24 protein-coding genes are annotated in these 22,821 nt (G+C 72.7%); 9 read left to right on the plus strand and 15 right to left on the minus strand.

Annotated features, from left to right (window positions below):
• The first annotated feature begins 37 nt into the window (after positions 1–37).
• Positions 38–1,135: an LLM class flavin-dependent oxidoreductase gene (locus B056_RS0131825; protein ID WP_026240379.1), complete on the plus strand. Its 1,098-nt coding sequence runs from the start codon at positions 38–40 to the stop codon at positions 1,133–1,135.
• 61 nt (positions 1,136–1,196) lie between these two features.
• Here B056_RS0131825 and B056_RS0131830 read toward each other — a convergent pair whose 3' ends face one another.
• Both B056_RS0131830 and B056_RS0131835 read right to left on the minus strand, forming a co-directional pair.
• Complete coding sequence (locus B056_RS0131830) at positions 1,197–1,751, minus strand: flavin reductase family protein (RefSeq protein WP_018505892.1); 555 nt, start codon at positions 1,749–1,751, stop codon at positions 1,197–1,199.
• A 4-nt stretch (positions 1,752–1,755) separates the two neighbouring features.
• Positions 1,756–3,156, minus strand: coding sequence for an LLM class flavin-dependent oxidoreductase (locus tag B056_RS0131835; protein WP_018505893.1), 1,401 nt, complete (start codon positions 3,154–3,156; stop codon positions 1,756–1,758).
• A gap of 460 nt (positions 3,157–3,616) precedes the next feature.
• On the opposite strand from B056_RS0131835, the gene B056_RS0131840 reads away from it, so the two are divergent.
• From B056_RS0131840 to B056_RS0131855, 4 genes are read left to right on the plus strand one after another with little or no spacing between them, the layout of a single operon-like run.
• Positions 3,617–4,516: a LysR family transcriptional regulator gene (locus B056_RS0131840; RefSeq protein ID WP_018505894.1), complete on the plus strand. Its 900-nt coding sequence runs from the start codon at positions 3,617–3,619 to the stop codon at positions 4,514–4,516.
• 16 nt (positions 4,517–4,532) lie between these two features.
• The gene (locus B056_RS0131845) at positions 4,533–5,597 is read left to right on the plus strand and encodes an NAD(P)-dependent oxidoreductase (protein WP_018505895.1); all 1,065 of its coding nucleotides are present in this window, start codon (positions 4,533–4,535) and stop codon (positions 5,595–5,597) included.
• A 45-nt stretch (positions 5,598–5,642) separates the two neighbouring features.
• Positions 5,643–6,419, plus strand: coding sequence for an SDR family NAD(P)-dependent oxidoreductase (locus B056_RS0131850; protein ID WP_018505896.1), 777 nt, complete (start codon positions 5,643–5,645; stop codon positions 6,417–6,419).
• A gap of 43 nt (positions 6,420–6,462) precedes the next feature.
• Positions 6,463–6,936: an ester cyclase gene (locus tag B056_RS0131855; protein ID WP_018505897.1), complete on the plus strand. Its 474-nt coding sequence runs from the start codon at positions 6,463–6,465 to the stop codon at positions 6,934–6,936.
• A gap of 232 nt (positions 6,937–7,168) precedes the next feature.
• Here B056_RS0131855 and B056_RS0131865 read toward each other — a convergent pair whose 3' ends face one another.
• On the minus strand, positions 7,169–7,780 hold the full coding sequence (locus B056_RS0131865) for a choice-of-anchor P family protein (protein ID WP_018505899.1): 612 nt from the start codon (positions 7,778–7,780) through the stop codon (positions 7,169–7,171).
• Between the two features lie 333 nt (positions 7,781–8,113).
• Here B056_RS0131865 and B056_RS0131870 point away from each other — a divergent pair, with 333 nt between their 5' ends.
• Positions 8,114–8,560 carry a nuclear transport factor 2 family protein gene (locus B056_RS0131870; protein WP_026240380.1) on the plus strand — a complete coding sequence of 149 codons (447 nt, stop codon included), beginning with the start codon at positions 8,114–8,116 and terminating at the stop codon, positions 8,558–8,560.
• A gap of 22 nt (positions 8,561–8,582) precedes the next feature.
• Here the strand turns inward: B056_RS0131870 and B056_RS0131875 are convergent, their stop codons facing one another.
• From B056_RS0131875 to B056_RS0131895, 4 genes are all read right to left on the minus strand, one after another.
• A complete protein-coding gene (locus B056_RS0131875; protein WP_020572820.1) occupies positions 8,583–9,818 on the minus strand; it encodes a sensor domain-containing phosphodiesterase in 1,236 nt (411 codons plus the stop codon).
• Positions 9,819–9,893: 75 nt separating this feature from the next.
• Positions 9,894–11,153 carry a magnesium and cobalt transport protein CorA gene (locus B056_RS38805; RefSeq protein ID WP_018505902.1) on the minus strand — a complete coding sequence of 420 codons (1,260 nt, stop codon included), beginning with the start codon at positions 11,151–11,153 and terminating at the stop codon, positions 9,894–9,896.
• A 91-nt stretch (positions 11,154–11,244) separates the two neighbouring features.
• The gene (gene fabG, locus B056_RS0131885; RefSeq protein WP_018505903.1) at positions 11,245–12,006 is read right to left on the minus strand and encodes a 3-oxoacyl-ACP reductase FabG; all 762 of its coding nucleotides are present in this window, start codon (positions 12,004–12,006) and stop codon (positions 11,245–11,247) included.
• Positions 12,007–12,242: 236 nt separating this feature from the next.
• Positions 12,243–13,661 carry an MFS transporter gene (locus B056_RS0131895; protein WP_018505905.1) on the minus strand — a complete coding sequence of 473 codons (1,419 nt, stop codon included), beginning with the start codon at positions 13,659–13,661 and terminating at the stop codon, positions 12,243–12,245.
• 54 nt (positions 13,662–13,715) lie between these two features.
• On the opposite strand from B056_RS0131895, the gene B056_RS0131900 reads away from it, so the two are divergent.
• Positions 13,716–14,198 carry a winged helix-turn-helix transcriptional regulator gene (locus tag B056_RS0131900; RefSeq protein WP_018505906.1) on the plus strand — a complete coding sequence of 161 codons (483 nt, stop codon included), beginning with the start codon at positions 13,716–13,718 and terminating at the stop codon, positions 14,196–14,198.
• A gap of 21 nt (positions 14,199–14,219) precedes the next feature.
• Here the strand turns inward: B056_RS0131900 and B056_RS0131905 are convergent, their stop codons facing one another.
• From B056_RS0131905 to B056_RS0131930, 6 genes are all read right to left on the minus strand, one after another.
• A complete protein-coding gene (locus B056_RS0131905) occupies positions 14,220–14,414 on the minus strand; it encodes a hypothetical protein (protein ID WP_018505907.1) in 195 nt (64 codons plus the stop codon).
• Between the two features lie 132 nt (positions 14,415–14,546).
• Positions 14,547–15,575, minus strand: coding sequence for a hypothetical protein (locus tag B056_RS0131910; RefSeq protein WP_018505908.1), 1,029 nt, complete (start codon positions 15,573–15,575; stop codon positions 14,547–14,549).
• Positions 15,572–15,916, minus strand: coding sequence for a PadR family transcriptional regulator (locus B056_RS0131915; protein ID WP_018505909.1), 345 nt, complete (start codon positions 15,914–15,916; stop codon positions 15,572–15,574). The genes B056_RS0131910 and B056_RS0131915 overlap by 4 nt, the downstream gene beginning before the upstream one ends.
• 128 nt (positions 15,917–16,044) lie before the next feature.
• Positions 16,045–16,746 carry a hypothetical protein gene (locus tag B056_RS38815; RefSeq protein WP_035753533.1) on the minus strand — a complete coding sequence of 234 codons (702 nt, stop codon included), beginning with the start codon at positions 16,744–16,746 and terminating at the stop codon, positions 16,045–16,047.
• A gap of 50 nt (positions 16,747–16,796) precedes the next feature.
• Positions 16,797–17,486: a TetR/AcrR family transcriptional regulator gene (locus tag B056_RS38820; protein ID WP_018505910.1), complete on the minus strand. Its 690-nt coding sequence runs from the start codon at positions 17,484–17,486 to the stop codon at positions 16,797–16,799.
• 116 nt (positions 17,487–17,602) lie between these two features.
• A complete protein-coding gene (locus tag B056_RS0131930; protein ID WP_018505911.1) occupies positions 17,603–19,069 on the minus strand; it encodes an MFS transporter in 1,467 nt (488 codons plus the stop codon).
• Between the two features lie 239 nt (positions 19,070–19,308).
• On the opposite strand from B056_RS0131930, the gene B056_RS0131935 reads away from it, so the two are divergent.
• The gene (locus B056_RS0131935) at positions 19,309–20,055 is read left to right on the plus strand and encodes a dienelactone hydrolase family protein (RefSeq protein ID WP_026240381.1); all 747 of its coding nucleotides are present in this window, start codon (positions 19,309–19,311) and stop codon (positions 20,053–20,055) included.
• A gap of 31 nt (positions 20,056–20,086) precedes the next feature.
• Here B056_RS0131935 and B056_RS0131940 read toward each other — a convergent pair whose 3' ends face one another.
• Both B056_RS0131940 and B056_RS45595 read right to left on the minus strand, forming a co-directional pair.
• Positions 20,087–21,319, minus strand: a complete 1,233-nt coding sequence (locus B056_RS0131940) for a coiled-coil domain-containing protein (RefSeq protein WP_018505913.1) — start codon at positions 21,317–21,319, stop codon at positions 20,087–20,089.
• A gap of 311 nt (positions 21,320–21,630) precedes the next feature.
• Entirely contained in the window at positions 21,631–21,753 is a 123-nt protein-coding gene (locus tag B056_RS45595) for a hypothetical protein (RefSeq protein WP_268258405.1), read from the minus strand.
• On the opposite strand from B056_RS45595, the gene B056_RS0131950 reads away from it, so the two are divergent.
• The gene (locus B056_RS0131950; protein ID WP_051105794.1) at positions 21,752–22,681 is read left to right on the plus strand and encodes a putative protein N(5)-glutamine methyltransferase; all 930 of its coding nucleotides are present in this window, start codon (positions 21,752–21,754) and stop codon (positions 22,679–22,681) included. The two genes, B056_RS45595 and B056_RS0131950, sit on opposite strands and share 2 nt — an antisense overlap.
• The last annotated feature ends 140 nt before the right edge of the window (positions 22,682–22,821 follow it).

Below are 22,821 nucleotides of genomic sequence, written 5' to 3' on the forward strand. Positions count from 1 at the left end.
TCGGCGTCCGCGCACGTTCGGCTGGAGGTGGTCGGTCGTGAGGTTCCTGGCCAGCACGCTAATGCCCAGGCAGAGCACCGGCGCCGGGCGTCCACCGCTCAGCCAGCGCGACCGGTTCCGCGAGGTCGTGGATCTCGCGCTGTGGGCCGAGCGGATCGGCTACGACGCCTTCGGGGTCGGCGAGCGGCACAACCCGGCCCTGCTGTCCTCGTCGCCGGCGGTGATCCTCTCGCACATCGCGGCGCGGACCACCCGGATCCGGCTGGTCACCACCGTCGCCGTGCTCTCCCTGACCGATCCCGTCAGGTCGGCCGAGGACTACGCGACACTCGACCACCTCAGCGACGGCCGGCTGGATCTGATCATCGGCAAGGGCGGCGACCCGGTGGCCCCGAGCGTCTTCGACGTGGCCGAGGCCGATCTGTGGGACCGCCTGGAGGAGGGCTACGAACTGGTCCGCCGGCTGTGGCGGGAGGAGAACGTCACCTGGGAGGGCCGCTTCCGCCCGAAGCTGACCAACGCGACCGTCGAGCCCCACCCGCTGCAGCGGCCGGCTCCCCGGGTGTGGCACGGCTCGGCGACCAGCCCCCGCTCCACCGAGCTCGCCGCGCGCTGGGGTGATCCGCTGTACTCGGCCAACGGGCTGCGCAGGGTCGATCACTATCTGGGCCTGGTGCGCCACTACCGGGAGCGGCTCGCCTTCCACGGCCATGATCCCGCCGCGGCGCTGATCGCGGTCGGTGTCCACTCGCCGATCATCACCGACCGCTCCCAGGACGCGCTGGCGATCGCCCGGCCCGCCTACGAGGCCTCGGTACGGGAGCATTTCCAGGACCGGGCGGCCTTCCCGTTCGACTCCCTGGAGGATTTTCTGCGGAACGGATCGGCGCTGGTGGGAACGGCGGAGCAGATAGCCGAGAAGCTCATCGACCTGCAGGCGAAGTTCGGTAACCAGGTGTTCGGAGTCGGCGTGGAGGGATTCTTCTCCACCTACACGAACGCGCTGGGCGCGACCCGCGACCATCTCGAACGTTTCCTCGCCGAGGTGGCCCCGATCCTGCGCGCGGAGATTCCCAGCACGGTCTGGGCACCGGCACCGGCACCGCCGGCGCAGGTCGCGGCCCGGCCGGCGTAGCTTCCGGGCCGGCCCGGAAGCGGGCGGCTTCCGGGCCGGCCCGGCCCATCCGGCGCGGTGCTCAGCGTTCGAGCCGGCGGAACTGGCTGGCGTGGAACACCAGCGGGCTGATGTCGTGGTCGGCGTCCAGGTCGTGCACGCGCAGCACGACGATGTCGTGGTCGCCGGCGCGGACCTGCTGGTCGATGCTGGTCTCGATCCAGGCGCTGGCTCCGTCCAGCAGGACGGCGCCGTCGTCGGTCACCCGCCAGCGCAGCTCGGCGAAGCGGTCGCCGTGGCGGCCCGCGAGCTGGTGGGCCGCCCGCTCCTGCTCGGCGCTGAGGATGCTCAGCCCGAGCCGCGGCGCGGCGCGCAGCGCGGGCCAGGTGCCGGATGTGTGGCCGATGCACAGCGACACCAGCGGCGGGTCCAGGGAGACCGAGGTGAACGAGCTCGCCGCGATCCCCACCGGCACACCGTCGACCAGCGCCGCCACCGCCGCCACCCCGGAGGGGAAGGCGCCGAAGACGTTGCGCAGCCGCCCGGGGTCGAAGACCTGCGTCGCGGCCCGCCCCCCGGTCGGTTCCTCGTCGAGTACGCCGCGATGCGCCGGGTGCGCGGTGCGGTGGTAGGTCATCGGTTCACACTCCTGCCGGTTCAGGCTCGGCGGTGGACGCGGTGGACGCGGCGGGCGTGGTGTCGGCGGTGGCCTGCTGCTGGCGGGCGGCGGTGTGCCGGTTCTCCGGGACGGGCAGGCCGAGGTTGCCGCGCAGCGTCGTGGACTCGTACTCGCTGCGGACGATGCCCCGCTCCCGCAGGATCGGCAGCACCTGGTCGACGAACTGGGCGAACTCGCTGGGCACCGTCACCATGATGTTGACGCCGTCGAAGCCACCGCCTTCGAACCAGCGCTCGATCTCGTTCGCGACGGTGAGCGGCGAGCCGACGAACGGCGAGCGGAACGCGTTGAGCTGGTGCTCGACGACCTGGCGCAGCGTCAGGTGGTTCTCCCGGGCCAGCTTCTTGATGCCCTCCGCCTGGGTCCGGAAGCTGCGCTCACCGGCGTCGCCGACCTCGGGGAACGGTGCGTCCAGGTCGTACTGCGAGAAGTCGTGCCAGCCGAAGGGGCGGCCGAGTTCGGCCAGCGCGCGCTCGAAGCTCTTGGCGCCGAGGGTCGCGTCCTCCTTGGCGCGGGCCTCGGCGTCGGTGTCGGCGATGATCGGGAAGATCCCCGGGATGACGAGCAGCTGCTCGGGGTCGCGCCCCTTGGCCGCCGCCCGCGCCCGCAGCTCGCTGCGGAACGCCTGGGCCTGCTCGAGGGTCTGGGCGTGGCTGAAGATCGCGTCGGCGATGCTCGCCCCCAGGTCGCGGCCCTCTTCCGAGTCGCCCGCCTGGAAGATCACCGGCTGGCCCTGGGGTGTGCGCTCCAGGTTGAGCGGCCCGACCACCGAGAAGTACTCGCCGGAGTGGTTCAGCGCGTGCTGGCGGTCGCGGTCGAAGAAGACCCCGCGCTCCTTGTCCCGGGGGAAGGCGTCGGCCTCGTAGGAGTCCCACAGCCCCTGCGCGATCCGCACATGCTCGTGCGCCCGCCCGTAGCGGGTGGCGTAGTCGTAGTGCTCGTCGCGGCTGTAGTTGCCTGCCGTGCCGCCGTCACCGCTGGTGACGACGTTCCAGCCGGCCCGGCCGCCGCTGATGTGGTCGAGCGAGGCCAGCCGGCGGGCGACGTTGAACGGCTCGTTGTAGGACGTGGTGATCGTCCCCACCAGGCCGATGTGGCTGGTGTGCACGGCGACCGCGGACAGCAGCGTCAGCGGCTCGAGCCGGCTGAGGTAGTGGTTCGGCGAGTCCGGGGTGATGAACTGGCTGTCCACGATGAAGATGTGGTCGAACTTCGCGGCCTCCGCCTGCTGCGCGCGGGCGATGTACCAGCGGACGTCCACGCTGGCGTTGCCCGGGATCTCGGGGCTGAGCCAGGTGTTGTGCTGCCCGGGGCCGCCGACCCCGATGAGAACGGCACCCAGCTTGAGCGTGCGAGCAGACATCGGTGGAACCTTCCTGGTGATCGCGCGGCGAGCGCGTCGGGACGGCCCCGTCCACCGGATCGCGCCGGATGTCGGCCTGACGGGTGTGCTGACGGGGCGGGCGGGATCTGGACGGGCCACCTCGCCGGGCGCTCCGGTCGGCGCCCCGCGCGGCGCCGGTCAGGTCGGACCGGCGATGGTGCGGATCATCGGTGACGCAGGGCAACGAGGGGTCGGGCGGTGACCCGATCAGGTCGGTGGACGGATCGGGTCAGCGACAGCGGGTCGCCTGACTGCGCGCAAGGTCCAACCAGCGACGACACGTGAGCAGCACGGTGGTCGACTGGGCCATGTCGATGAGCATGCGATGCGCGTGACGCCGATGTCCAACGATGGTTCGCGATGGCGACCCATCACGTCTTGTGATGATTCTTCATCATCCCGATGAAGATTAGTGGGTTGGGCAAGTAGCCTGACTGGTGTGAGGCGGACCCTGGACATCGCGCCCCTGCGCAGCTTCGTCGCTGTCGCGGACTGTGGCGGTTTCCAGCGGGCCGCGTCATCGCTGCACCTCAGCCAGGCGGCGGTGAGCCAGCACGTGCGCCGCCTCGAAACCGCCACCGGACGGGTCCTGGTCGAGCGCCAGGGGCGCCGGTCCCAGCTCACCCGGGACGGCGAGCACCTGCTCGGCCAGGCGCGGCGGATCCTGAGCCTGCACGACGAGACCCTGCACGGCTTCGGTCTGGCCGAGACCGAGGAGGCCGTGGTCATCGGCTCGACCGAGCACGGCGCGGCCCAGCTGCTGCCGGTCCTCGCGGACGTGCTGGGACAGTCGCTGCCTCAGCACAGTGTGCGGTTCCGCATCGACCGGGGCGCCAGCCTGCTCGAAGGGCTCGAGGCCGGCCGGATCGACCTGGCGTTGCTGCTCGGCCCGGCCGACAACCCGCGCGCACAGCCGGTTGGAGAACTGGAGCTGACCTGGTATTCCGCCCCGACCTGGCGGCGGCCGTCGCTGGCCCGGCCGATCTCGGTGGTGGCCTTCGACCAGCCCTGCGCGTTGCGCTCCCGGGCGCTGGAGACACTGTCGCTGCACGCGATCGAGACGGTGATCGGCGCGGAGGCCATCCAGCTGGCCGGCGTGCAGGCGGCGGTCGGGGCCGGTCTCGGGATCGCGTTGATGGCCACGTTCGGCCAGACCCCCGAGGGCCTCGTCGCCCGCGACGACCTGCCCAAACCGGCCCCGCTGCCGATGGCCCTCTGGGCCAGGCAGGGTCTTCCCGCGAAGACCTCGCAGTGCGTCGTCGAGGGGTTGCGGCAGGCGCTGGGGCGGTTGTCGGCCGAGCGGAACACCGCGCGGCTCGAACTCGCCACCGGAGCCTGACGGGAGCCAGCGCACCATGTCGCTCACCTCGATTCCCGGGGCCGCACCGGTCCCCGGCGCCGTGCCCCGCACCCGCCCGGCCACGCCGGTGGTGATCGCGGCCGTGGTGCCGGGCCCGTTCGTCGACCGGGTCCGCTCCCTGCTCGGCACCGGGTCGCCCGGCGACGCCGGCGCCGAGGACGGCGACACCGAGAACGCCGATCTCGACGTCGTCGACGTTCTCGGTGGGCAGGGCGTGCCGGCGGACTCGTCCGCGCCGGTGGCGGCGCTGGTGATGCCCGCGCTGCTGCGTGACTCGCCACCGGACGCCGTGCTGGCGGCGGTCGAGCGGGCCGACTGGGTGCACTTCCTGTCGACCGGTGTCGACGGCTTCCCGCTCGACCGTCTCGCCGGCCGTACGGTGACCTGCGGCCGCGGGGCGAACAGCTCGGCGATCGCCGAGCTCACCGTCGGCCTGCTGCTCGCCGCCGAGAAGCGCATCCCGCAGATCTGGGAGGCCGCGACGATCGAGCCGTTCCTCGCCGAGCCCCTGGGTACCCTCGTCGGCCGGACGGTGGGGCTGCTCGGGTTCGGGTCCATCGGTCAGGAACTGGGCCGCCGGCTGGACGGGTTCGACACGCGGCTGCTGGCCCTGCGCCGCAGCGGACGCCCGGCCGAACAGCCCGCCGTGACCGTGGTGCGCACCCTGCCCGAGCTGCTCGGCGCGGCGGACCACCTCGTCGTGGCCGCCCCACTGACGCCGGACACCGACCGGCTGCTGGACGACGCGGCGTTCGCCGTCACCAAGCCCGGCCTGCACCTGGTCAACGTCGCCCGGGGCCGGATCGTCGACACCGACGCGCTGGTCCGGGCGCTGGCCGCCGGGACGGTGTCGCGTGCCAGCCTGGACGTCACCGACCCCGAACCGCTGCCGGCCGACCATCCGCTGCGCCACGACCCCCGGGTCCGGATCCTGCCGCACGTGTCCTGGTCGGCTCCCGGCGGCCTCAACCGCGGTTTCGGCCTCTTCGCCGACAACCTGCGCCGTTGGCGCACGGGTCGGCCGCTGCACGGCGTCGTCGACGTCGACGCCGGCTACTGACCCCTGCGCCCACAGCCGAGAAACGTGCGGGGAGGAGGAGCCGGCATGGTCAGCGGATCCGTCGTCGTCACCGGCGCCGCAGCCGGGATCGGAGCGGCGTGCGTCGAACTGTTCGCGCAGCGCGGGTTCGGGGTCGTCGCGTCCGACGTGTCCGAGGAGGGATTGGGCAAGCTCGCCGGGCACCCTGACGTCGTCACCCTCGTGGGTGACGCGGGCGACCCGGCGGCCAACGAGGCGATGGTGGCCCTGGCCGTCGAACGCTTCGGCCGCCTCGACGCCGCTGTGCTGAACGCCGGCCTCGGGGGCGCCCCACCGATCGAGGCACCGGGAGCCGTCGAAAGCCTTGATGCGATCTACGCGGTGAACGTCCGTGGCCTGGTGCTGGGGATCCGCGCCGCCGTCCCGGCACTGCGGGCCACCGGCGGCGGGGCGATCGTCGTGACATCCTCCGGCGCCGGGCTGCGGGGCGATCCCTACACCTGGGCCTACAACACCACGAAGGCCGCGGCGAACAACCTGGTGCGCTCCGCCGCGCTCGACTACGCCTTCGAGGGCATCCGGATCAACGCGGTCGCCCCCGGTCTCACCGAGACACCCCGCACCGCCGGTCAGCGCGCCGACCCGGTCCTCGCCGCGGCGCTGACCCGACGGATCCCGATGCAGCGCTGGGCTCAGGCCCGCGAACAGGCCGAGGTCATCTGGTTCCTGGCGTCACCGGCGGCGTCGTACGTCACCGGCGTCACCATCCCCGTCGACGGCGGGCTCACCGCCTCGAACGGAATCCTGCTGCCGCCCACCTACCACGGCGAGCCGCCGCGGTAGGTGGGCGAAGCACTGCCGCCCGCCCGGCCAGGAAAGGAACGCCATGGGCACAGAGGCCAACAAGGACATCGCGCGCCGCCTCTACGAGGACGTCGTCAACCAGGGAAAGGTGGAACTGCTGGAGACGTTCGTCGCGGACGACGCGGACGACGCCACCCGCCGGCACGCCGGCTGGTCCATCGGCCGTGCCGGTTTCCGTGAGCACGTCGAGTGGCTGCGCGCGTCCGTTCCGGACGTGCGCAGCACGGTGACGGAGCTGGTCGCCGAGGACAACCGGGTGGTGGTCTTCTGGCGGATCGAAGGAACGCACCAGGGTGAGCTGTTCGGCGCGCCCGCGACCGGTAGGCGCATCGACGCGACCAGCGTCAGCCTCATCACCTTCCGCGACGGTCAGATCGTGAACTACTCGGTGCTCCCCGACCGGCTCACCATCCTTCGCCAGGTCGGCGCCGTCGCGGTCACCGGTACCCCGACGGGAGGCGAAGATCAGCCATCGCGACCGAGTGGCTCATCGTGATGCGCGCCGGCTACGTGATACACCGGCACGTCCATCGGCTGTTCCACGGCAAGCCGCCGCCGGCGTCGTTGCACTGCCAGGTCGGCGCGGGCGAAAGGGTGGGCCGACCACCGGTGACCACGACGCCGGTCGAACAGACCCACGGCTAGTACGGCCCGACGGCCGCGACCTCGCACGCGAAGGTCGCGGCCGTCGGGTCGTCGGGCTCAGAAGCTCGCGATGGCCTCCGACGCTAGGACAGCGCGGCCTTGTTGCAGACCGACGTCGCGACGACCGCGCTCTCGAGACCTCCGAGCAGACTGACCGACACCGCGTCGACCGTCAGCGTGCCGTCGGGGGTGAGGGTCTGGTGGTTGAGGAGCAGCGTTCCCAGGCCGCCGGGCAGGGCGATGGTGGTGTCCGGTGCCGGGTTCGGCTGGATCAGGACCGGTATTCCGAGCAGCGCGATCCGCGCGTTCGTGATGGCGGTACTCCCGGTCACCGTTCCGGTGGAGGGGTTGTAGACACAGCCCGACCTGATCGAGTCGACGCTCACGGTCGCGACCCCCGACAGGCCGGCGGAGACGCCGCCGACCGTCGCGCTGGCGCTGGTCGGGCCCGCGGCGGTGTCGATGACGCCGACGCTGATCAGCGACGGGATGCTGAGGCCCACCCGGTGGTTCTGCGGGGTACCGGGGAAGGTACTGACGACGGCCGGGCCGCTGGGAACGGCCCCGCTCGCCCGGAGGCCGACCGCGATGTTCGGCGCCGCCGCGGTGGCGGGTGTCGTGGTCGCCAGTGCCACGCCGCCGGCGACGGCGAGTACGCCGAGACACCGGGCCGTGCGTTGTGCCAGTTTTCTCATGGCTGCTCCCTGTTTGCCGGGTCGGGAACGGTCGGCACGGCATCACCGGCCGAATCACCGTGCTATCCAGGAGCTCACCGGGAACTGTCGTGACTTTGTTCCGGCAGAAAGTAACGTGCGCCCCTGGTGGAACCCCGGCCTCGTACCGGGAAATGGAGGTTCACCGCCGAAGACGCGACGGGCTTCCTTTCGGCGCGTATCCGCCGCCGCGATCGGCCGCGGGCCTCGTGGGCCCCGCGGGCCGGGCGCGGGAACCTCCCGCCGGGGCGCGCGGGCGGGCCGCCGCGGAGATTATCTTGACTGAGTGTAAATTCTCAGGCCAAGCTACTCGCCATGAGTCGAAGCGAGATGAGCCTCGAAGAGCGCGTGCGGCTGCTGGAGGACCGGGAGGAGATCCGGCAGAGTCTGATCGACTACGGCGAGCTGCTCGACGCCCGTGACCTCGACGCCTGGGCGGAACTGTGGGCGCAGGACGGCGAGTTCGAGATGAGCTCGGGCCGGACGGCGCTCGGGCGGACCGCGATCAGGGAGATGCTGGCCGCGGTGATGGCGAAGAACCCGCCGGCGGTGGTCCACATGGAGATCAATCCGCGGGTCACCGTCGACGGTGACACCGCCCGTTCCACCGCGCTCTACGGAGTCGGCCGCACCCAGGACGACGGGCTGACCCGCGTCATCTGGTTCGGCCACCACCACAGCCGGCACATCCGCACCCCGGACGGCTGGAAGATCCACCACCGGCGCAACACCGTCGACCTGCCGGAGACCGGCCACCCCTGAACCGGCCGCTGGACGGCGGGGGTCAGCCGCGGCGGTCGGCGAGGGCGACGGCCGGGGCGCAGGCGGCGCGGGCGCTGCGCGCGGGTGCGCCGAGCAGGTAGCCCTGGCCGAAGTCGACGCCGACGTCGATGGCGACCCGCAGCTCGGCGGCGTTCTCGATACCCTCGGCGATCACGCAGCCGCCGATCTCCGCGGTGACGTCCACGATGGCGGCGGCGACGGCACGCCGGGCCGGGTCGTGGTCCATCCCGTGGGTGATCAGGTAGTCGAGTTTCACGATCTCGGGTCGCAGATGGATGAGCTGTTCGAGGCCGGCGTAGCCGGTGCCGATGTCGTCCACCGCGATCTGGACGCCGAGCGCGCGCAGCGCGTGGACGCCACGCATGACCACCGGGTCGGCACTGAAGTACTCGTGCTCGGTGATCTCGACGATCAGCCGCTCGCACGCCGGGAACGAGGCCAGCAGGCCGATCAGACCGGAGGTGATGGTGGCCGGCGAGGCGTTCACCGCGAGGGTGACCGGGCGGGGCAGCTCGGACAGCACGGTCAACGCGCGCCGGATGGCCACCAGCTCCAGGTCCGTGCCCAGGCCGACGCTGCTGGCCACGGCATACCAGCCCTCCGGGTCGTCGGTCGACCCCGGGAAACGGGAGAGGGCCTCGACTCCCACCACGCGGCCCTCGGTGAGGTCGACGACCGGCTGGAAGACGATCTGCGGGCCACCGGCGTCGATCAGATCGTTGATCACCCGGGAGACCCGGCTGCGGGTCTCCCACACCCGGTGCAGATCGATGACGGCGTCGCTGAGGAACGCGGCCAGCAGGCTGAGGAACCGGCCTTCGCGTTCCCGTAGCTGCGGATGGGGCTGATGGGCGAGGCAGCCGAGGATGCCGTAGATGTCGTTGTCGTTGTCGTAGACCGGCGTCGCCGCGTACGCCCCGATGCCCAGCGCCCGGACGGTGCCCGCGGCGGCGGTCCGCGGGTCGCGGTGGGTGTCGGGGACGATGACCGGCTGGTCGTGGGCGAGCACCTGGGTGTAGAGGGCCGCCTCGCGGCGGATGGTGCTGCCCGGCGCGAGACCGAAGCCGGCGGCGTCACCGTTGACGACCTGCAGCACCAGCAGGTCGCCCTCGACCCGGCCCAGCCAGGCGAGATCCATGCCGAGGTGGCGGCGCAGCACCCCGAGCAGGTCGGCCACCGCGGGGTCCGGTTCCACCACCTCGATCGGTGGGCCCAGGGGTGACGCCGGACGCGCCATGGGCACCACCTCCCCGCTACGGCATGCCCAGGCCGGTGCGGCACACACCCCGCGCCGGGGTCAGAGGCGCCGGGGTCAGAGCCAGCCGTTGCGGCGGAACGCCCGGTACAGGAACAGGCAGGCGAGCGCGATCGTCACCAGCACGGCCGGGTAGCCCCAGACCTGCCGCAGCTCGGGCATGTGGTCGAAGTTCATCCCGTAGATCCCGGCGACGGCGGTCGGCACGGCCCCGATCGCCACCCAGGCGCTGATCCTGCGCATGTCCTCGTTCTGCGCGATGGTCACCTGGGTCAGCGTCGCCTGCAGGATCGAGGAGAGCAGCTCGTCGAGGTGGGTGATCCGCTGGGTGGCCTGCACGAGGTGGTCGAAGACGTCCCGGAAGTGGTCGCGCACGTGCGGGTCGATCATCGGCAGGGCGGTGTCGGACAACGACCGCAGCGGGGCGGTCAGCGGGGTCACCGCGTGCTTGAACTCGAGGATCTCCCGCTTGAGCTGGTAGAGCTTCTCCACCGACGGCCGCGCGGAGCGTTCGAACACCGACGCCTCGGCGGTGTCCACGTCGGCCTCGATGCGGTCGACGACCGCCAGGTAGTCGTCGACGACCCGGTCGCACACCCCGTGCAGCACCGCCGACGGCCCGTGGCGCAGCATCTCCGGACGGCCCTCCAGCTCGCCGCGCAGCTGCTGGAGCCCACCGTGGTTGCCGTGGCGGACGGTGACGACGAAGTCGGAGCCGATGAAGACCATCACCTCGCCGGTGACGACGACCTCGGTGTCCGCGGTCAGCTCGCCGTGCTCGACGTAGCAGGCGGTCTTGAGCACCACGAACAGGGTGCTGCCGTACCGTTCGATCTTGGGTCGCTGGTGGGCGACGACGGCGTCCTCCACGGCGAGCGCGGGCAGGCCGTAGATGTCGGCGATGGACTCCAGCTCGGCGTCGGTGGGCTCGAACAGGCCCAGCCAGGCGAACGCGCCGTGGTGGCGGCGGGCGATGTGCGCGGCGGTCAGCAGGTTCGACCCGTCGGGGACCCGCTGGCCGTCGGCGTAGACGTGGCAGGCGACGACCTGCCCGGAGCGGACCTGCTCGGGGGTGGGCGTCGGGGGCCGCTTGGGCCGGGTGCGCACCAGCGACACCGGGCGGGCCAGGGCCCCGGCGAGCAGGTCGCGCAGCGACCCGCCGCCGTGCTCGAGATCGAGCCCGTTGTCGCCGAGCCCGCTGTCGTGCCCGTGCGGACGCCCGTGCCCGTGGTGCCCGCCGGTGCCGTCCTCGTCGTGCCCGTTCACGCCGTTCCCCTCCGCGAGCTCGCTGCGGCCCCTGTCCGGCCCGGCGTCCATCCTTGCGGACGGCGGTGACGGCTCCGGCCCCGGCTGAACCCTGAGCCCGCGGCTGTGACCGCGGCGGAACGAACGGTGGCGGCCCGCGGGCTCAGGCCTTCGGGCCGCCGGCGACGTAGAGAACCTGGCCGGAGACGAAACCGGCGCCCTCACCGACGAAGAACGACACGGCGTGGGCGATGTCGTCGACCTCGCCCGGCCGGGCGACGGGAATCTTCGACTTCGCCGCGGCCAGGTAGTCCTCCCAGCCGACACCCAGGCGCTCGGCGGTCGCCCGCGTCATGTCGCTGACGATGAACCCGGGCGCCACGCAGTTCACCGTGATGCCGAACTTGCCCAGCTCGATCGCCAGCGTCTTGGTGAAGCCCTGCAGGCCGGCCTTGGCGGCGGAGTAGTTCGCCTGACCGCGGTTGCCCAGCGCGGAGATGCTGGACAGGTTGACGATTCGGCCCCACTTCGCGTCCACCATGTACTTCTGGGTGGCCCGGGCGGTCAGGAACGAGCCGCGCAGGTGGACGCCCATGACCGCGTCCCAGTCGCCCTCGGTCATCTTGAACAGCATGTTGTCGCGGGTGATGCCGGCGTTGTTGACCAGCACCGTCGGCGCGCCGAGCTCGGCGGCCACCCGGGCGACGGCCGCGTCGACCGCGGCGGCGTCCGACACGTCGGCGCCGATCGCGATCGCCTTCCCTCCGGCGGCCGCGATCGCGTCCACGGTGGTCTTGGCCGCCGACTCCTCGAGGTCGAGCACGGCCACCGCCAGGCCGTCGCGGGCCAGGCGCTGCGCGATGGCGGCACCGATGCCGCGGGCCGCTCCGGTGACGATCGCGACGCGGGACGGGGCTTCGGGCACGGACCGGCTCCTCACACCAGACGCCACGCGCGACGGCGTGGCGATCGGACACGGCCGGCAGCCGTCCACCGCGGGCGAGTCGCCGGTGCGACCGGACCACCGCCGGCACCGGGCCCACACCGGCCCGACGATCTGAAGTCAACCGGTTCGCGGCCCCGGACGCCACCGGTCGACCGCCGCCGTCGACCCGTTGTGGAGCTGGTGGTGACCGGCGGCGGCGCACCGCGCCGGGGTGCTCAGTCGGCGCGGGCCGGGCGGCGCAGGAGGGCCACGGCGGGCACGATCGCGGCGAACGACAGGGCGGCGGTGACCCACCAGACCCGGGTGAACAGGTGCAGCGGGATGCCGCTGCCCACCGACGACTCGCCGAGCACCGCGATGGTGAGGGCGACACCGAGGGCGATGCCGGTCTGGCGCACCATGTTGACAACCGCGGAGCCGGTCGCGAACGACTGCGGGGGCAGTGATCCGGCGGCCGTCGACATCATGGTGGGCAGGGTCAGGCCGACGCCGATCCCGGTGAGGATCATGCCGCCGAGCACGCCGGAGACGTAGTTCGGCTCGGTGGTGATCGCGAGCGCCCACCAGGCGATCCCGGCGCCGAAGACGGCGCTGCCCAGCCCGATGACGCTCGCCGGCCCGTAGCGGGCGATCAGCCGGCCGGTGAGGCCGAACGAGATGAGCGGGACCATGAACGGCCCGGGCGCCATGGCCAGGCCGGCCCGCAGCGCGGACCAGCCCCACTGGCCCTGCTCCCAGAGCACGATCGACAGCAGCATCGCGCCGAAGGAGGCGGAGAAGAACAGCGCGACGACCGAGGCGCCGGTGAACTGTCGGGAGGCGAACAGGGACGGGTGCACCAGCGGGTTGCGGCTGGTCGCGCAGTGCGCGGCGAACAGTACGAGCAGGACGGCCCCGCCGCCGAGCGAGCCGACCAGGGCCGCCGAGGACCAGCCCCAGTCCGGGCCGCGGACCAGCCCGGCGGTCAGCAGGCCGACGCCGCCGGTGGCCAGCAGCACGCCGACGGCGTCGGGCCGCTCGGTGGGCTGTCCGGCCAGCCGCGGCAGCCGGCGCCAGCCGACGACGAGGGCGGCGAGCCCGACCGGGACGTTGACCAGGAACGCCCAGCGCCAGCTGGCGGCGACGAGCAGCCCGCCGACGACCGGGCCGATCGCCGCCGACATCCCGCCGACGGCGGTCCAGGTGCGCACGGCGCCCTGGCGGCGCGCGGGTTCGTGCGCGGCGAGCACCAGGGCGAGTGAGGTGGGGGTGACCAGCGCGGCCCCGGCGGCCTGCACGAGCCGGAAGCCGATCAGCATGTCGACGCTGGTGGCCGCCGCGCAGGCCGCCGACGCGACGGTGAACACCGCGGCACCGAGCAGGAAGCCGAGGTCGCGGCGGTAGCGGTCGGCGAGCCGGCCGAAGAAGACGAGCAGCGCCGCGTAGACGACCGCGTACCCGTTGAGCACCCAGGACAGCCGGCTCAGGTCGGTCTCGCCGAGATCGTGGGCGATCTGCGGCAGCGCGACGTTGACGATGAACAGGTCGAGGCTCGCCAGGATCACGCCCGTGCAGACGATCAGCAGAACCTCGCGCCCGGACGCCTCGCGGCGCCGTGCGGGCGAGACGCCCCGGTCCAGCAGGAGTTCTGTCATGCAACTGACCATAGGGCGCTGGCGTTCCATCACGCAACTGACTAGCGTGGGGGCATGGAGCGCAAGAGCTTCGCGGACATGAACTGCTCGGTGGCGCAGTGCCTCGAGGTCGTCGGCGAGTGGTGGACGATGCTGATCCTGCGCGACGCCTTCCTGGGGGTGAGCCGCTTCGACGACTTCCAGCGCCGGCTCGGGATCTCCCGCAACGTGCTCACCCAGCGCCTCGCCGGCCTGGTCGAGGCCGGCGTTCTGACCAGGACCGCCTACCGGGAACACCCGCCGCGCTACGACTACCGGCTCACCGACAAGGGCCGCGACCTGTGGCCGGTGCTGTCCGCGATGCGGCAGTGGGGCGACCGGCACGCCGCGCCCGCGGGCCCGCCGGTGATTGTGCGGCACCGCGGCTGCGGCGAGGTGTTCCACACGGTGCCCACCTGCTCGCAGTGCGGTGAGCCGGTGGGCCCGGCCGACGTCCGCGCCGCCGTCGGCCCCGGGGGCAGCGCGGATCTGCTGCCCGGCCCCGTGGCGCGGGCCTGAACCTCGGCGAGGCCCTGAAACTCAGCGCAGGCCCGAACGCACGAAGGCGTCGACGATGTGGCGGGTCGGGTAGTCGCCGACGTCACGCAGGTTGAGGATGCCGGGCAGGTCCAGCGCGCGGGCCGAGGGGGGCCACCAGGCCGTTGGCCGCCGCGTCGAACATCGCCTCGACCAGGCGCTCTGGTGAGTCGCCCGCGGCGGGGAACCGTCACTCACCAAGATAGTCAACAGTGTTGACGTCGCCGCCGGCCCGTTGTGATCTTGTTTCATTTCCGATGGATCCATTCCACCTGGCCGGGAGGGACCCACGGTTCGTCGGCCGCAGCGCGCCGCTAGTGACGGCCGGGGTCAGCGGCTTGGCGGGTCCGAGCGCCACACGACGCGTAGCCCGGCGACGCGGAAAAGGTCGATGACGGCCGCCACGGTGATGAGGCTGAACGCGAGGGCGAACGTCGCTCCGGTGACGTTGTCCTCCCGGCCCCAGCGGCCGTAGCGGAGTGAATGCGCGACCGGCATCAGTGACCATGTTCCACCGATCACAAAGGTTGTCACGACCCAGCCGGGTCGTCGCGGGCTGGCCGCGGTCGCCACGAGGGCGGCGACGGCGACGGTGGCCGGCACGACCATCTCGACGGTGTCGAGGAGTCCGCCTGGGGAGCGGTAGGCGGTCAACGGCCAGTTCCAGCTGGCGCCGATGTACGTCCGGTGCAGGAACAGCGCGCTGCGGGCGGTCGCGATGGACAGGAGCAGGACGAACGCGGCCGCGGCGGTGAAGAGGTCGCGGCGGCGGACTGCTGGTGGCATGCCGGCGGCAGCCATTCCGGCGAGCAGGCCCAGGACCATGAGCAGGTACATCTGTGGCCGTTCGGCGGCGGTGTGCGCGGCCGCCGGCACCACCGCACACACCGCGAGGCAGGTGATCCCCAGCAGTCCGCGGGCGACCCGGCGGGCGCCGAGTGCGGCGGCGGTGAACGCGAGGACCGGGATCGGGTAGATGACAACGCCGAGAGTGACGAAGGGGCCGAAGGTCAGGCCGGTGCTGGACGGCTCGTAGCCGTGGTTGTCCGGGAACGGTTCGGGCAGTACTTCGGCGACGACGAGCAGGAACATCGACAGCGTGGCAGTGGAGGCCAGCGCCAGGATCGCGATGCGGTGCCGAACCGCTGCGGGTATCAGGCCGAGTGTGACACCAAAGCGGGCGGCGAGGCCGTGCACGATGAGGTCCGCGGCGTCGACGGGGCTCGGTCCGGTGCGTCCGCGGGCGTCCGCGATGTCCAGCAGGGTGGCGAGGACTTCGTCTTCGTTCGCCTGCCGCCAGCTGCGGGGGTAGCACCGCAGCAGTCGGCGGTAGGCGCTCTCGAGGTGCGGGGCTGTCATGCCTGTGCCGCGCGCGGCCGGGTCCGTGAGCGTAGCCGGCGGTCGGCCTCGGCGGCGTTCGCGCGCAGCCGGGCGGCCTGTTCGGTGAGAACCTCGGCGCCGGCGTCGGTGAGGTCGTAGTAGCGCCGCAGGCGACCGTCGACGACCTCTTCGCCGGTCCGGCGTACCAGCCCCTGGTCGGCGAGCCGGCTGAGGGCCGCGTAGAGGGTGCCGGCTCGTAGGGTCACCCGGCCGTCGGAGATGGCGTCGACCTCCTGGATCAACGCGTATCCGTGTTTGGCCCCGTCCGCGAGAGCCGCGAGGACCAGGAAGGTCGGCTCGCGTATGTCCTCGATACCCATTTGACCATCATATTCATATGATCTTTATATGGGTCGATGGCTGTCGTGTAGGGAGTGGGGGTTCCGCGGAACCTCATGATCGACGGCCGCCGTGTTCCCTCGGTGGCGACTCGGGTGGTGTCGAGTGGTCAGACGGGGCGTAGGGAGGTGAGGAGGCGGTGGGTGGTCTCGAGGGTTTCGGCGAGGTCGGTGGCGCTGGGCGGCCGGCCTGGTGCGGTGGTGCTGGCGGCGGTGTCGAAGTAGCGCTGGGCGAGCATCGCCGCTTTGAGGCGGGAGGCGCTGTGGGGGCAGGTGACGCTCAGCCGGCGGGCGGCTCGGCCGGCGGCGGTGAGGAGTTCGGGGGTGGGTGGGGTGGTGCTTTCGGTGCTGGCGGCGTGGCCTACGCGTAGGTAGTGGTAGGCGAGGTCGTCGACCCGGTCGTAAGGGGGGCGTTCTCGGAGCAGGGCTCCGGTCGGACTGGCGAAGATCAGGGTGTGGATGAGTGTGCCGGTGGCGGCCAGGGCGATGGTGGTGGTGTACCAGGGGGTGCCCAGGTGGGTTCCGGTGAGGTAGCGGGTGGCGACGACGGCTGCCAGTGTCCAGCCGGGGGTGAGGAGAAGGGCGCCGATGGTGATGCCGGTCAGGCGGCGGCTGCGCCGGTAGCGGCTGGCGGCCTTGGCGACGGGGTCGTGCGCCGGGGTGGTCGTCCCGGTGGCGGCTGCCGGCGCGGGTGGCGGCCCGGTGGGTGCGGGGTGGGGTGGCTGCTCGCCCGTGGGGTGGGTGCGGGGTGGTGGGACGGTGGCCGAGGGGTCGGGTGCGGGGCTTGTCCGTTCCTGTACTTCGCGCATCATGATCAGACAGCCTCTCCCGATCATTACCAGGAGTTAGATCGTATGTCGAATCAGGTGACGGTCGGCTGCTTAGACACGCCTGGACGCGCGGTGCCACCGGGCCCGGATCCGGTGCCGGCGGCCGGCTGGCTTCGGGTGGGACGCATCCCGGCGAAGATGAAGTCGAGGTGACGCTGGCAGGCCGGGGCGGGGTCGTCGTCGCCGGCGGGTGCCTCGACGATTCCGCGCAGTGAGCGCAGGGTCATCAGGACATCGGTGAGTGTGACGTCGTCGCGGATGGCGCCGGCCTGCTGGGCGTCGTGGAGCAGGTCGGCGGCGGCCTGGCGCATCTTGGCCTGTTCGGGGGCGGGGGCGCGTTCCCACAGCCGGGCGAGGCAGCCGCGGTGGGCGGCCATGGTGTTGGCGACCGCGCGGACGTAGCGTTCCAGGCCGTGTCCGTCGGGGGTGGCCCGGGCGGTGTCGGCGGCTCCGCCCATCTCGGTGAGGATGGCGTGGATCAGGTGTTCGATGAGGGCCTGTTTGGTGGGGAAGTGGCGGTAGAGGGTGCCGATCCCGAGGCCGGCGCGTTGGGCGATGTGTTCGACGCCGGCCTCGATGCCCTCGTCGTTGAAGACCTCGATGGCGGTGGTGATGAGGCGTTGGCGGTTGGCGGCGGCGTCGCGGCGCAGCCGTGGACCCGCCTCGGTGGCGGTGCCGTCCCCGGTGTTCCGGTTGGCACCGCCGGTCGCCGTGGAGATCACAGTCGAGTCCGCCTCAGAATCGTCACCCGATCATCGGGCTATCACCCTAACCGGGTGAGCCGACGGATCGTGGTTGACCGGACAGTCCGGGTCTGGTCGGCGTAGCGCGGGTCTGCTCATTCCGGGTCGGCTCCGAGCAGGGTGCCGCCGGGGACCAGCCCGAGTTCGGGGTGCGGCAGGTCCTCGGCGGTCGCCGGGTGGCCGCGCCGGGCGGCGGGGATGGCCAGGGCCGCGAGCAGGGCGAGCACGGTGGCGCCGGCGAGCATGAGGAAGCCGTGGGTGTAGCCGGCCTCCCGGGGCAGGCCGCCGGGCGCGGCGCCGGAGGTGACGACGGTGGCCATCAGCGCGGCGCCGATGGAGCCGCCGATGGTCCGGATGTTGGCGTTCATGCCCGAGGCGACGCCGGTCTGGGTGGCGGGGACGGATTCGACGATGAGACTGGCCATGGCGGAGAAGGTCAGGCCGATGCCGATGCCCATCACCGCGGCGGCGATGTAGAGCTCCCATTTGTCGTCGTGGGCGAAGGCGAGCAGGGAGAACGAGGCGATCGTGACCGCGGCGCCGGTGACGACGACCGCCTTGGCGCCGAAGCGGGCGGCGAGCGGGCCGGAGGCGATACCAACGATGAACATGGTCACGCTGAGGGGCAGCAGGATCAGCCCGGATTCGGTGATGGTCGCTCCGAAGCCGTATCCGGCGGAGGGGGGTGTCTGGACGAACTGCGGCAGGAAGGCCATGAAGGCGTACATTCCGACGCCGACGAGCAGGGCGACGAGGTTGGCGGTCCAGACCGCCGGCAGGCGCATCATGGTCATGTCGATGAGGGGGGCGGCGGAGCGGGCCTCGACGAGGGCCCAGGTCGCGCCGAGCAGCACGGCGCCGACGAGCAGGGCGATCACCGCGCCGGAGGTCCAGCCCCAGTCCGGGCCTTCGGACAGGCCGAGCAGTAGGCAGACCAGCCAGGCGGACAGCAGCAGCGCCGGCGGGATGCTGATGCGCGTGGGGGTGCGGATGGCGGATTCGGGGATGAACACGACGGCGGCCGCGGCGGCGATCAGGATCATGATCAGGGGAACCCAGAACAGCCAGTGGTAGTCCAGCAGGTCGACGATCGGCCCGGCGAGGACCAGGCCGAGGCCGGCGCCCACCGCGGTCAGTGCGGCCAGGACCCCGATGGCGCTGGAGACCTTGGTGGGGGGTAGCTCGTCGCGCACGATGCCGAACGCCAGCGGGAGGACGCCTCCGCCCACCCCCTGGATCACCCGAGCGATGATCATCAGGGTGATTCCGGTGGCGAGGGCGGCCAGGGCTGAGCCGATCGCGAGGGCGGCCAGGGCGACCAGCAGCATTTTCTTCTTGCCGACGCTGTCTCCGATGCGGCCCATGATCGGGGTGAAGATCGACGCGGAGAGCAGGTAGGCGGTCAGTACCCAGGTGACCGTGGTCTGGTTGGTGTGCAGGGCGACCATGATCGTCGGTAGTACGGGGTTGACCAGGGACTGCAGGAGCGCGTAGGTGGCCACCGCGAGTGCGAGCACGGCGAACGTGACCTGGTGGTGGGTTCTGCGGGCGGGTTGGATCATGGACCCTCCAGGCTTGCGGAGCGGAGGCTCCGCTCCGCAAGGAGCGTAACAGGAGCGGATCCTCCGTTCCCGCCGAGGCGCGGGCCGTCGCCCGCCGCGCCGTACCGGCCGGGCGGGCCCCTCCCGGCCTCCGGTGTCGCCCTGGCCGCCCGTGCCCTCCTCGACGCCGCCGAGGGGGGCTGGTGAATGCTTTGTCCAGGCCGTCGTGTCGGCGGCCGGTGCGAGTGAAAGGTGATCCGATGGCGGTGTCCCGACGTGACGTCCCGACGGCAGACGGGCCGATGGACGTCTATCTCCACGCCCCCGAGGGCGGGGCTCCGGCCCCGGTTGTGATCATGTACCCGGACGCCTACGGCGTCCGGGACACGGTGCATCGGATGGCGGCGCGGCTGGCGTCGGCGGGCTACCTGGTGGCGGTGCCGAACGTGTTCCACCGCGCGGGGGCCGACGCGACGCCACCGGCGAAGATCGACTTCGCCGATCCGGAGCAGCGCGCCTGGCTGGGCCGGGTCACCTCCCAGGCGACCCCGCCGCGGGTGATGGCCGACACCGGCGCACTGCTGGACGTCCTGGCCGGTGAGCCGGGCGCGCTGGACGGCCCGGTGGGGACCATCGGCTACTGCATCGGCGGCCGGATGGCGTTCACCGCGGCGACGGCGCACCCGGAGCGGGTCGCGGCGGCGGCGTCGATCCACGGTGGTGGGCTGGGCAGCGACGATCCGTCCAGTCCGTACCTGGCGGCGGACCGGATCCGCGCCGCGCTGTACATCGCGATCGCCACCGACGACCCCCACCACACCGCCGCTGACCACGCCCGGCTGGTGGCGGCGCTGGACGAGGCGAAGGTGGACTACGAGACGGAGATCCTCCCGGCTCGGCACGGGTTCGCGCTCGTCGACTTCCCGGTGTACGACGAGGCCGCGGCGGAGCGGCACTGGGAGAGGTCGCTGGCGCTGTTCGCCCGCGCCCTGCACCCGGCGGCCTGACCTTCGCCCGTGGGCCTGCGCGCCGCCCGGTTCACCGCGGCCCCACCGCCGGTTCGGCCGGGGGTGGGGTACGGGCGGCGCGCAGCTCGGCGGTGAGCTCGTCGACCTGCCGTTCGGCGCGTTCGGCGCGGACCCGGGCCTCGGCGCGGGCGTCGGTGAGCACGGCGAGCCGCTCGGCGGCGGCCTGCTGCTCGGCCGCCAGCCGGGACGCCGCCTCGGCCCGGGCCCGTTCCCGCTGGTCGGCGGCGCTGCTCCGTTCCCGTTCGAGGTCCTCGGCGGCGGCCGCGCGGACCCGGGCGGTCTCGGCCTGGGCGTCGGCGTGCGCGCGGACCAGTTCGTCGCGTTCGCGGCGGGCGTCGTCGCGGATCCGGTCGCGGTCGGCCCGCAGATGGTCGCGGTCCACCCGCAGCTCGCCGAGGGCCGCCGCGTCACGCTCGGCGGCCCGTTCCGCGGCCTGCAACGCCACGGTGAGCCGGTCGGTCTCCGCGCTCAGTTCGGCACGGACCCGTTCGGCGTCGGCGCGGACCCGGCCGATCTCGGTGGCCGCCTCCCGCCGGGCCCGCTCGATCTCGGCGTCGGCGCGGGCCCGTTCCTGCTCGAGGCGGGTCTCGGCGTCGGCGTGGGACGCCGCCACGGCCGCGGCGAGCGCGTCGGCGTGCGCCGTCTCGGCGGCGGCCAGGCGCCGCTCGGCGTCCTCGAGGGCGGCGACCGCTTCGGCGGCGACCGCCTCGGCCTCGGCGCGGGCGGCCTGCTCGGCCCGGGCGGCCTGCTCGCCGCGTACCGCCCGGGCCACCGCCTCCGCGACCCGTTCGGCGGCGTCGGCTTCGGCCGCCTCGACCTGCGCCTCGGCGCGGGCGACATCACCCAGGCCGGCCATCTCCCGGGAGAAGCCGTCCAGGGAACGGGTCAGGTCGGCGGCGAGCGCACGGATCTGCGCGGCGAGCTCGTCGGCGCGCAACCGTCCGGCGGCGATCGGCCGGGCGACCGGTGGGTGGGCCGCCGTCGGATCCCCGCCGAGGGGTGGGGTGTTCTCCCGGCGGGCGAGGTCGCGGCGACGCCGGTAGGCCGCGAGCCGGTTGTGGGCCGGGTCGTCGCAGTAGGACGGCGGCCGTCCGGGCCGGTCGGCGGGTGCGGTGGGCCGCTCGCAGCCGGGGAAGACGCACCGCGGTGCCGGTGATGGCGCGGTCTGGACACCACCTGTCCGGGTCGTGGCGCTGGGATCGTCGTCTGCCGGTGTCGTCCCGGGATCGTCGGCCGAGCTCATGCCTCCGGTTCTACCGGACGAACCCCGAAGTGGATCGTGCGCGACCCGGGTGGCGGCCGGGGAAACGGCGGGTGACCCGTGCGCGCGGGGTGGACGCGGCGGGGTGGACGCGGTAGGAACGGGACCTGAGAACGCGCTGGTGACGGCTGGAGCCGCTGACGAGGCCGCTGAGGTGGATCGGCTGCCCTTCCGGCACCGGCGGTGTCCGCGCCCGTGCCGGTGCCGTGGGTCGTCAGGCGACCCGGGTGCCGCCCGATCCGGGGAGGTGAGCCCGATCCCGCTGTCGCAGGCTGGGCGCTCTCCTCGCGCGTTCACCAGATCCGCCGGCCGACCCGCTCACCGCGCCGCCCGCTGAGGCGTCCGGCGCCGGGCGGCGCCGTGCGCGGGACCGGTGCGCCGTGCAGTGCGCTCTCGGTGTTCCGGAAGGTCCTCATGTCGGGTTCCATCGTTTCTCCGTCTTCGTCTTCGTCTTCGTCGTCTCCTGCGCCTTCTCCTTCGCTCGCTGTCTCGGGTTCGTCGTGTTCCTGCCCTGACCGGTCGGCCGTCGTGGCGGGGCTGCGCGGGGCTGGTTGTGTGTTCGCCGAGGAGGAGGCCGCGCTGCTGCTGTCCGCCGCGCGGACACCCGACGAGCTCGCCGAGATGGTCGCCCGCCGGGTGTCCGGGCTGCCGTTGGAGCATGTGCTGGGCTGGGTGTCGTTCTGCGGCCTGCGGGTCGCCGTCGACGAGCGGGTGTTCGTCCCTCGCCGCCGCACCGAGTTCCTCGTCCACCGGGCCGCGGCGATCCTGAGCGCCGCGATGACTGTGGGGGACCGGCCCCGGACGGCGGCGGGCTGGATGGTCGTCGATCTGTGCTGCGGGTCGGGCGCGGTCGGCGCGGCGCTCGCCGGCGCCGTCGACGGGCCGGTCGACCTGCACGCGGCGGACGTCGACCCGGTCGCGGTCGCCTGCGCCCGACGTAACCTGACCGGGCCGGCGCGGGTCACCCGGGCACCGGCCCGGGTCTACACCGGTGATCTTTTCGCGGCGCTGCCGTCGGTGTTGCGCGGGCGGGTGGACCTCCTGGTGGCCAACGTCCCGTACGTTCCGACGGGCCGGTTGGGGCTGTTGCCCCCCGAGGCGCGGGTCCACGAGCCACGCGAGGCCCTCGACGGTGGTTCGGACGGGTTGGACGTGCTGCGCCGGGTGGCCACCGAGGCCACGGCCTGGTTGGCGCCCGGGGGGAGTGTGCTCGTCGAGACCAGCCGGGCCCAGGCGCCGCGGGCGGGGGAGACGTTCCGGTGCGCCGGCCTCGTCACCACGGTCGCGACTTGCGAGGACCTGAGCGCCACCGTCATCTCCGGCCGGCGCCCACCGGGGGCCTGACCATGCTCGCGGGCTGGCTGTCCGGTCACGAGCCCGACCGGACAGCCAGCCCGTAGCCCCGCATCGTCAAGATAATCAACAACGTTGACCGCGCGCCTCACCGCATTTTGATCTTCAAAGTCACTTGACAACCTAAAAAC

Origin of the sequence: Parafrankia discariae (genome assembly GCF_000373365.1) — a bacterium.
GTDB classification, from domain to species: Bacteria; Actinomycetota; Actinomycetes; order Frankiales; family Frankiaceae; genus Parafrankia; species Parafrankia discariae.

What these genes read in the sequence shown, in the direction of transcription:
- B056_RS0131930 (WP_018505911.1), bottom strand. Translation starts at nt 19,069, where the DNA reads ATGATCCAACCCGCCCGCAGAACCCACCACCAGGTCACGTTCGCCGTG.
- B056_RS0131850 (WP_018505896.1), top strand. Translation starts at nt 5,643, where the DNA reads ATGGTCAGCGGATCCGTCGTCGTCACCGGCGCCGCAGCCGGGATCGGA.
- B056_RS0131940 (WP_018505913.1), bottom strand. Translation starts at nt 21,319, where the DNA reads ATGAGCTCGGCCGACGATCCCGGGACGACACCGGCAGACGACGATCCC.
- B056_RS38815 (WP_035753533.1), bottom strand. Translation starts at nt 16,746, where the DNA reads ATGATGCGCGAAGTACAGGAACGGACAAGCCCCGCACCCGACCCCTCG.
- B056_RS0131950 (WP_051105794.1), top strand. Translation starts at nt 21,752, where the DNA reads ATGTCGGGTTCCATCGTTTCTCCGTCTTCGTCTTCGTCTTCGTCGTCT.
- B056_RS0131835 (WP_018505893.1), bottom strand. Translation starts at nt 3,156, where the DNA reads ATGTCTGCTCGCACGCTCAAGCTGGGTGCCGTTCTCATCGGGGTCGGC.
- B056_RS0131875 (WP_020572820.1), bottom strand. Translation starts at nt 9,818, where the DNA reads ATGGCGCGTCCGGCGTCACCCCTGGGCCCACCGATCGAGGTGGTGGAA.
- B056_RS0131900 (WP_018505906.1), top strand. Translation starts at nt 13,716, where the DNA reads ATGGAGCGCAAGAGCTTCGCGGACATGAACTGCTCGGTGGCGCAGTGC.
- B056_RS0131870 (WP_026240380.1), top strand. Translation starts at nt 8,114, where the DNA reads ATGAGTCGAAGCGAGATGAGCCTCGAAGAGCGCGTGCGGCTGCTGGAG.
- B056_RS0131895 (WP_018505905.1), bottom strand. Translation starts at nt 13,661, where the DNA reads ATGACAGAACTCCTGCTGGACCGGGGCGTCTCGCCCGCACGGCGCCGC.
- B056_RS45595 (WP_268258405.1), bottom strand. Translation starts at nt 21,753, where the DNA reads ATGAGGACCTTCCGGAACACCGAGAGCGCACTGCACGGCGCACCGGTC.
- B056_RS0131910 (WP_018505908.1), bottom strand. Translation starts at nt 15,575, where the DNA reads ATGACAGCCCCGCACCTCGAGAGCGCCTACCGCCGACTGCTGCGGTGC.
- B056_RS0131915 (WP_018505909.1), bottom strand. Translation starts at nt 15,916, where the DNA reads ATGGGTATCGAGGACATACGCGAGCCGACCTTCCTGGTCCTCGCGGCT.
- B056_RS0131845 (WP_018505895.1), top strand. Translation starts at nt 4,533, where the DNA reads ATGTCGCTCACCTCGATTCCCGGGGCCGCACCGGTCCCCGGCGCCGTG.
- B056_RS0131865 (WP_018505899.1), bottom strand. Translation starts at nt 7,780, where the DNA reads ATGAGAAAACTGGCACAACGCACGGCCCGGTGTCTCGGCGTACTCGCC.
- B056_RS0131855 (WP_018505897.1), top strand. Translation starts at nt 6,463, where the DNA reads ATGGGCACAGAGGCCAACAAGGACATCGCGCGCCGCCTCTACGAGGAC.
- B056_RS0131935 (WP_026240381.1), top strand. Translation starts at nt 19,309, where the DNA reads ATGGCGGTGTCCCGACGTGACGTCCCGACGGCAGACGGGCCGATGGAC.
- B056_RS38805 (WP_018505902.1), bottom strand. Translation starts at nt 11,153, where the DNA reads ATGGACGCCGGGCCGGACAGGGGCCGCAGCGAGCTCGCGGAGGGGAAC.
- B056_RS0131830 (WP_018505892.1), bottom strand. Translation starts at nt 1,751, where the DNA reads ATGACCTACCACCGCACCGCGCACCCGGCGCATCGCGGCGTACTCGAC.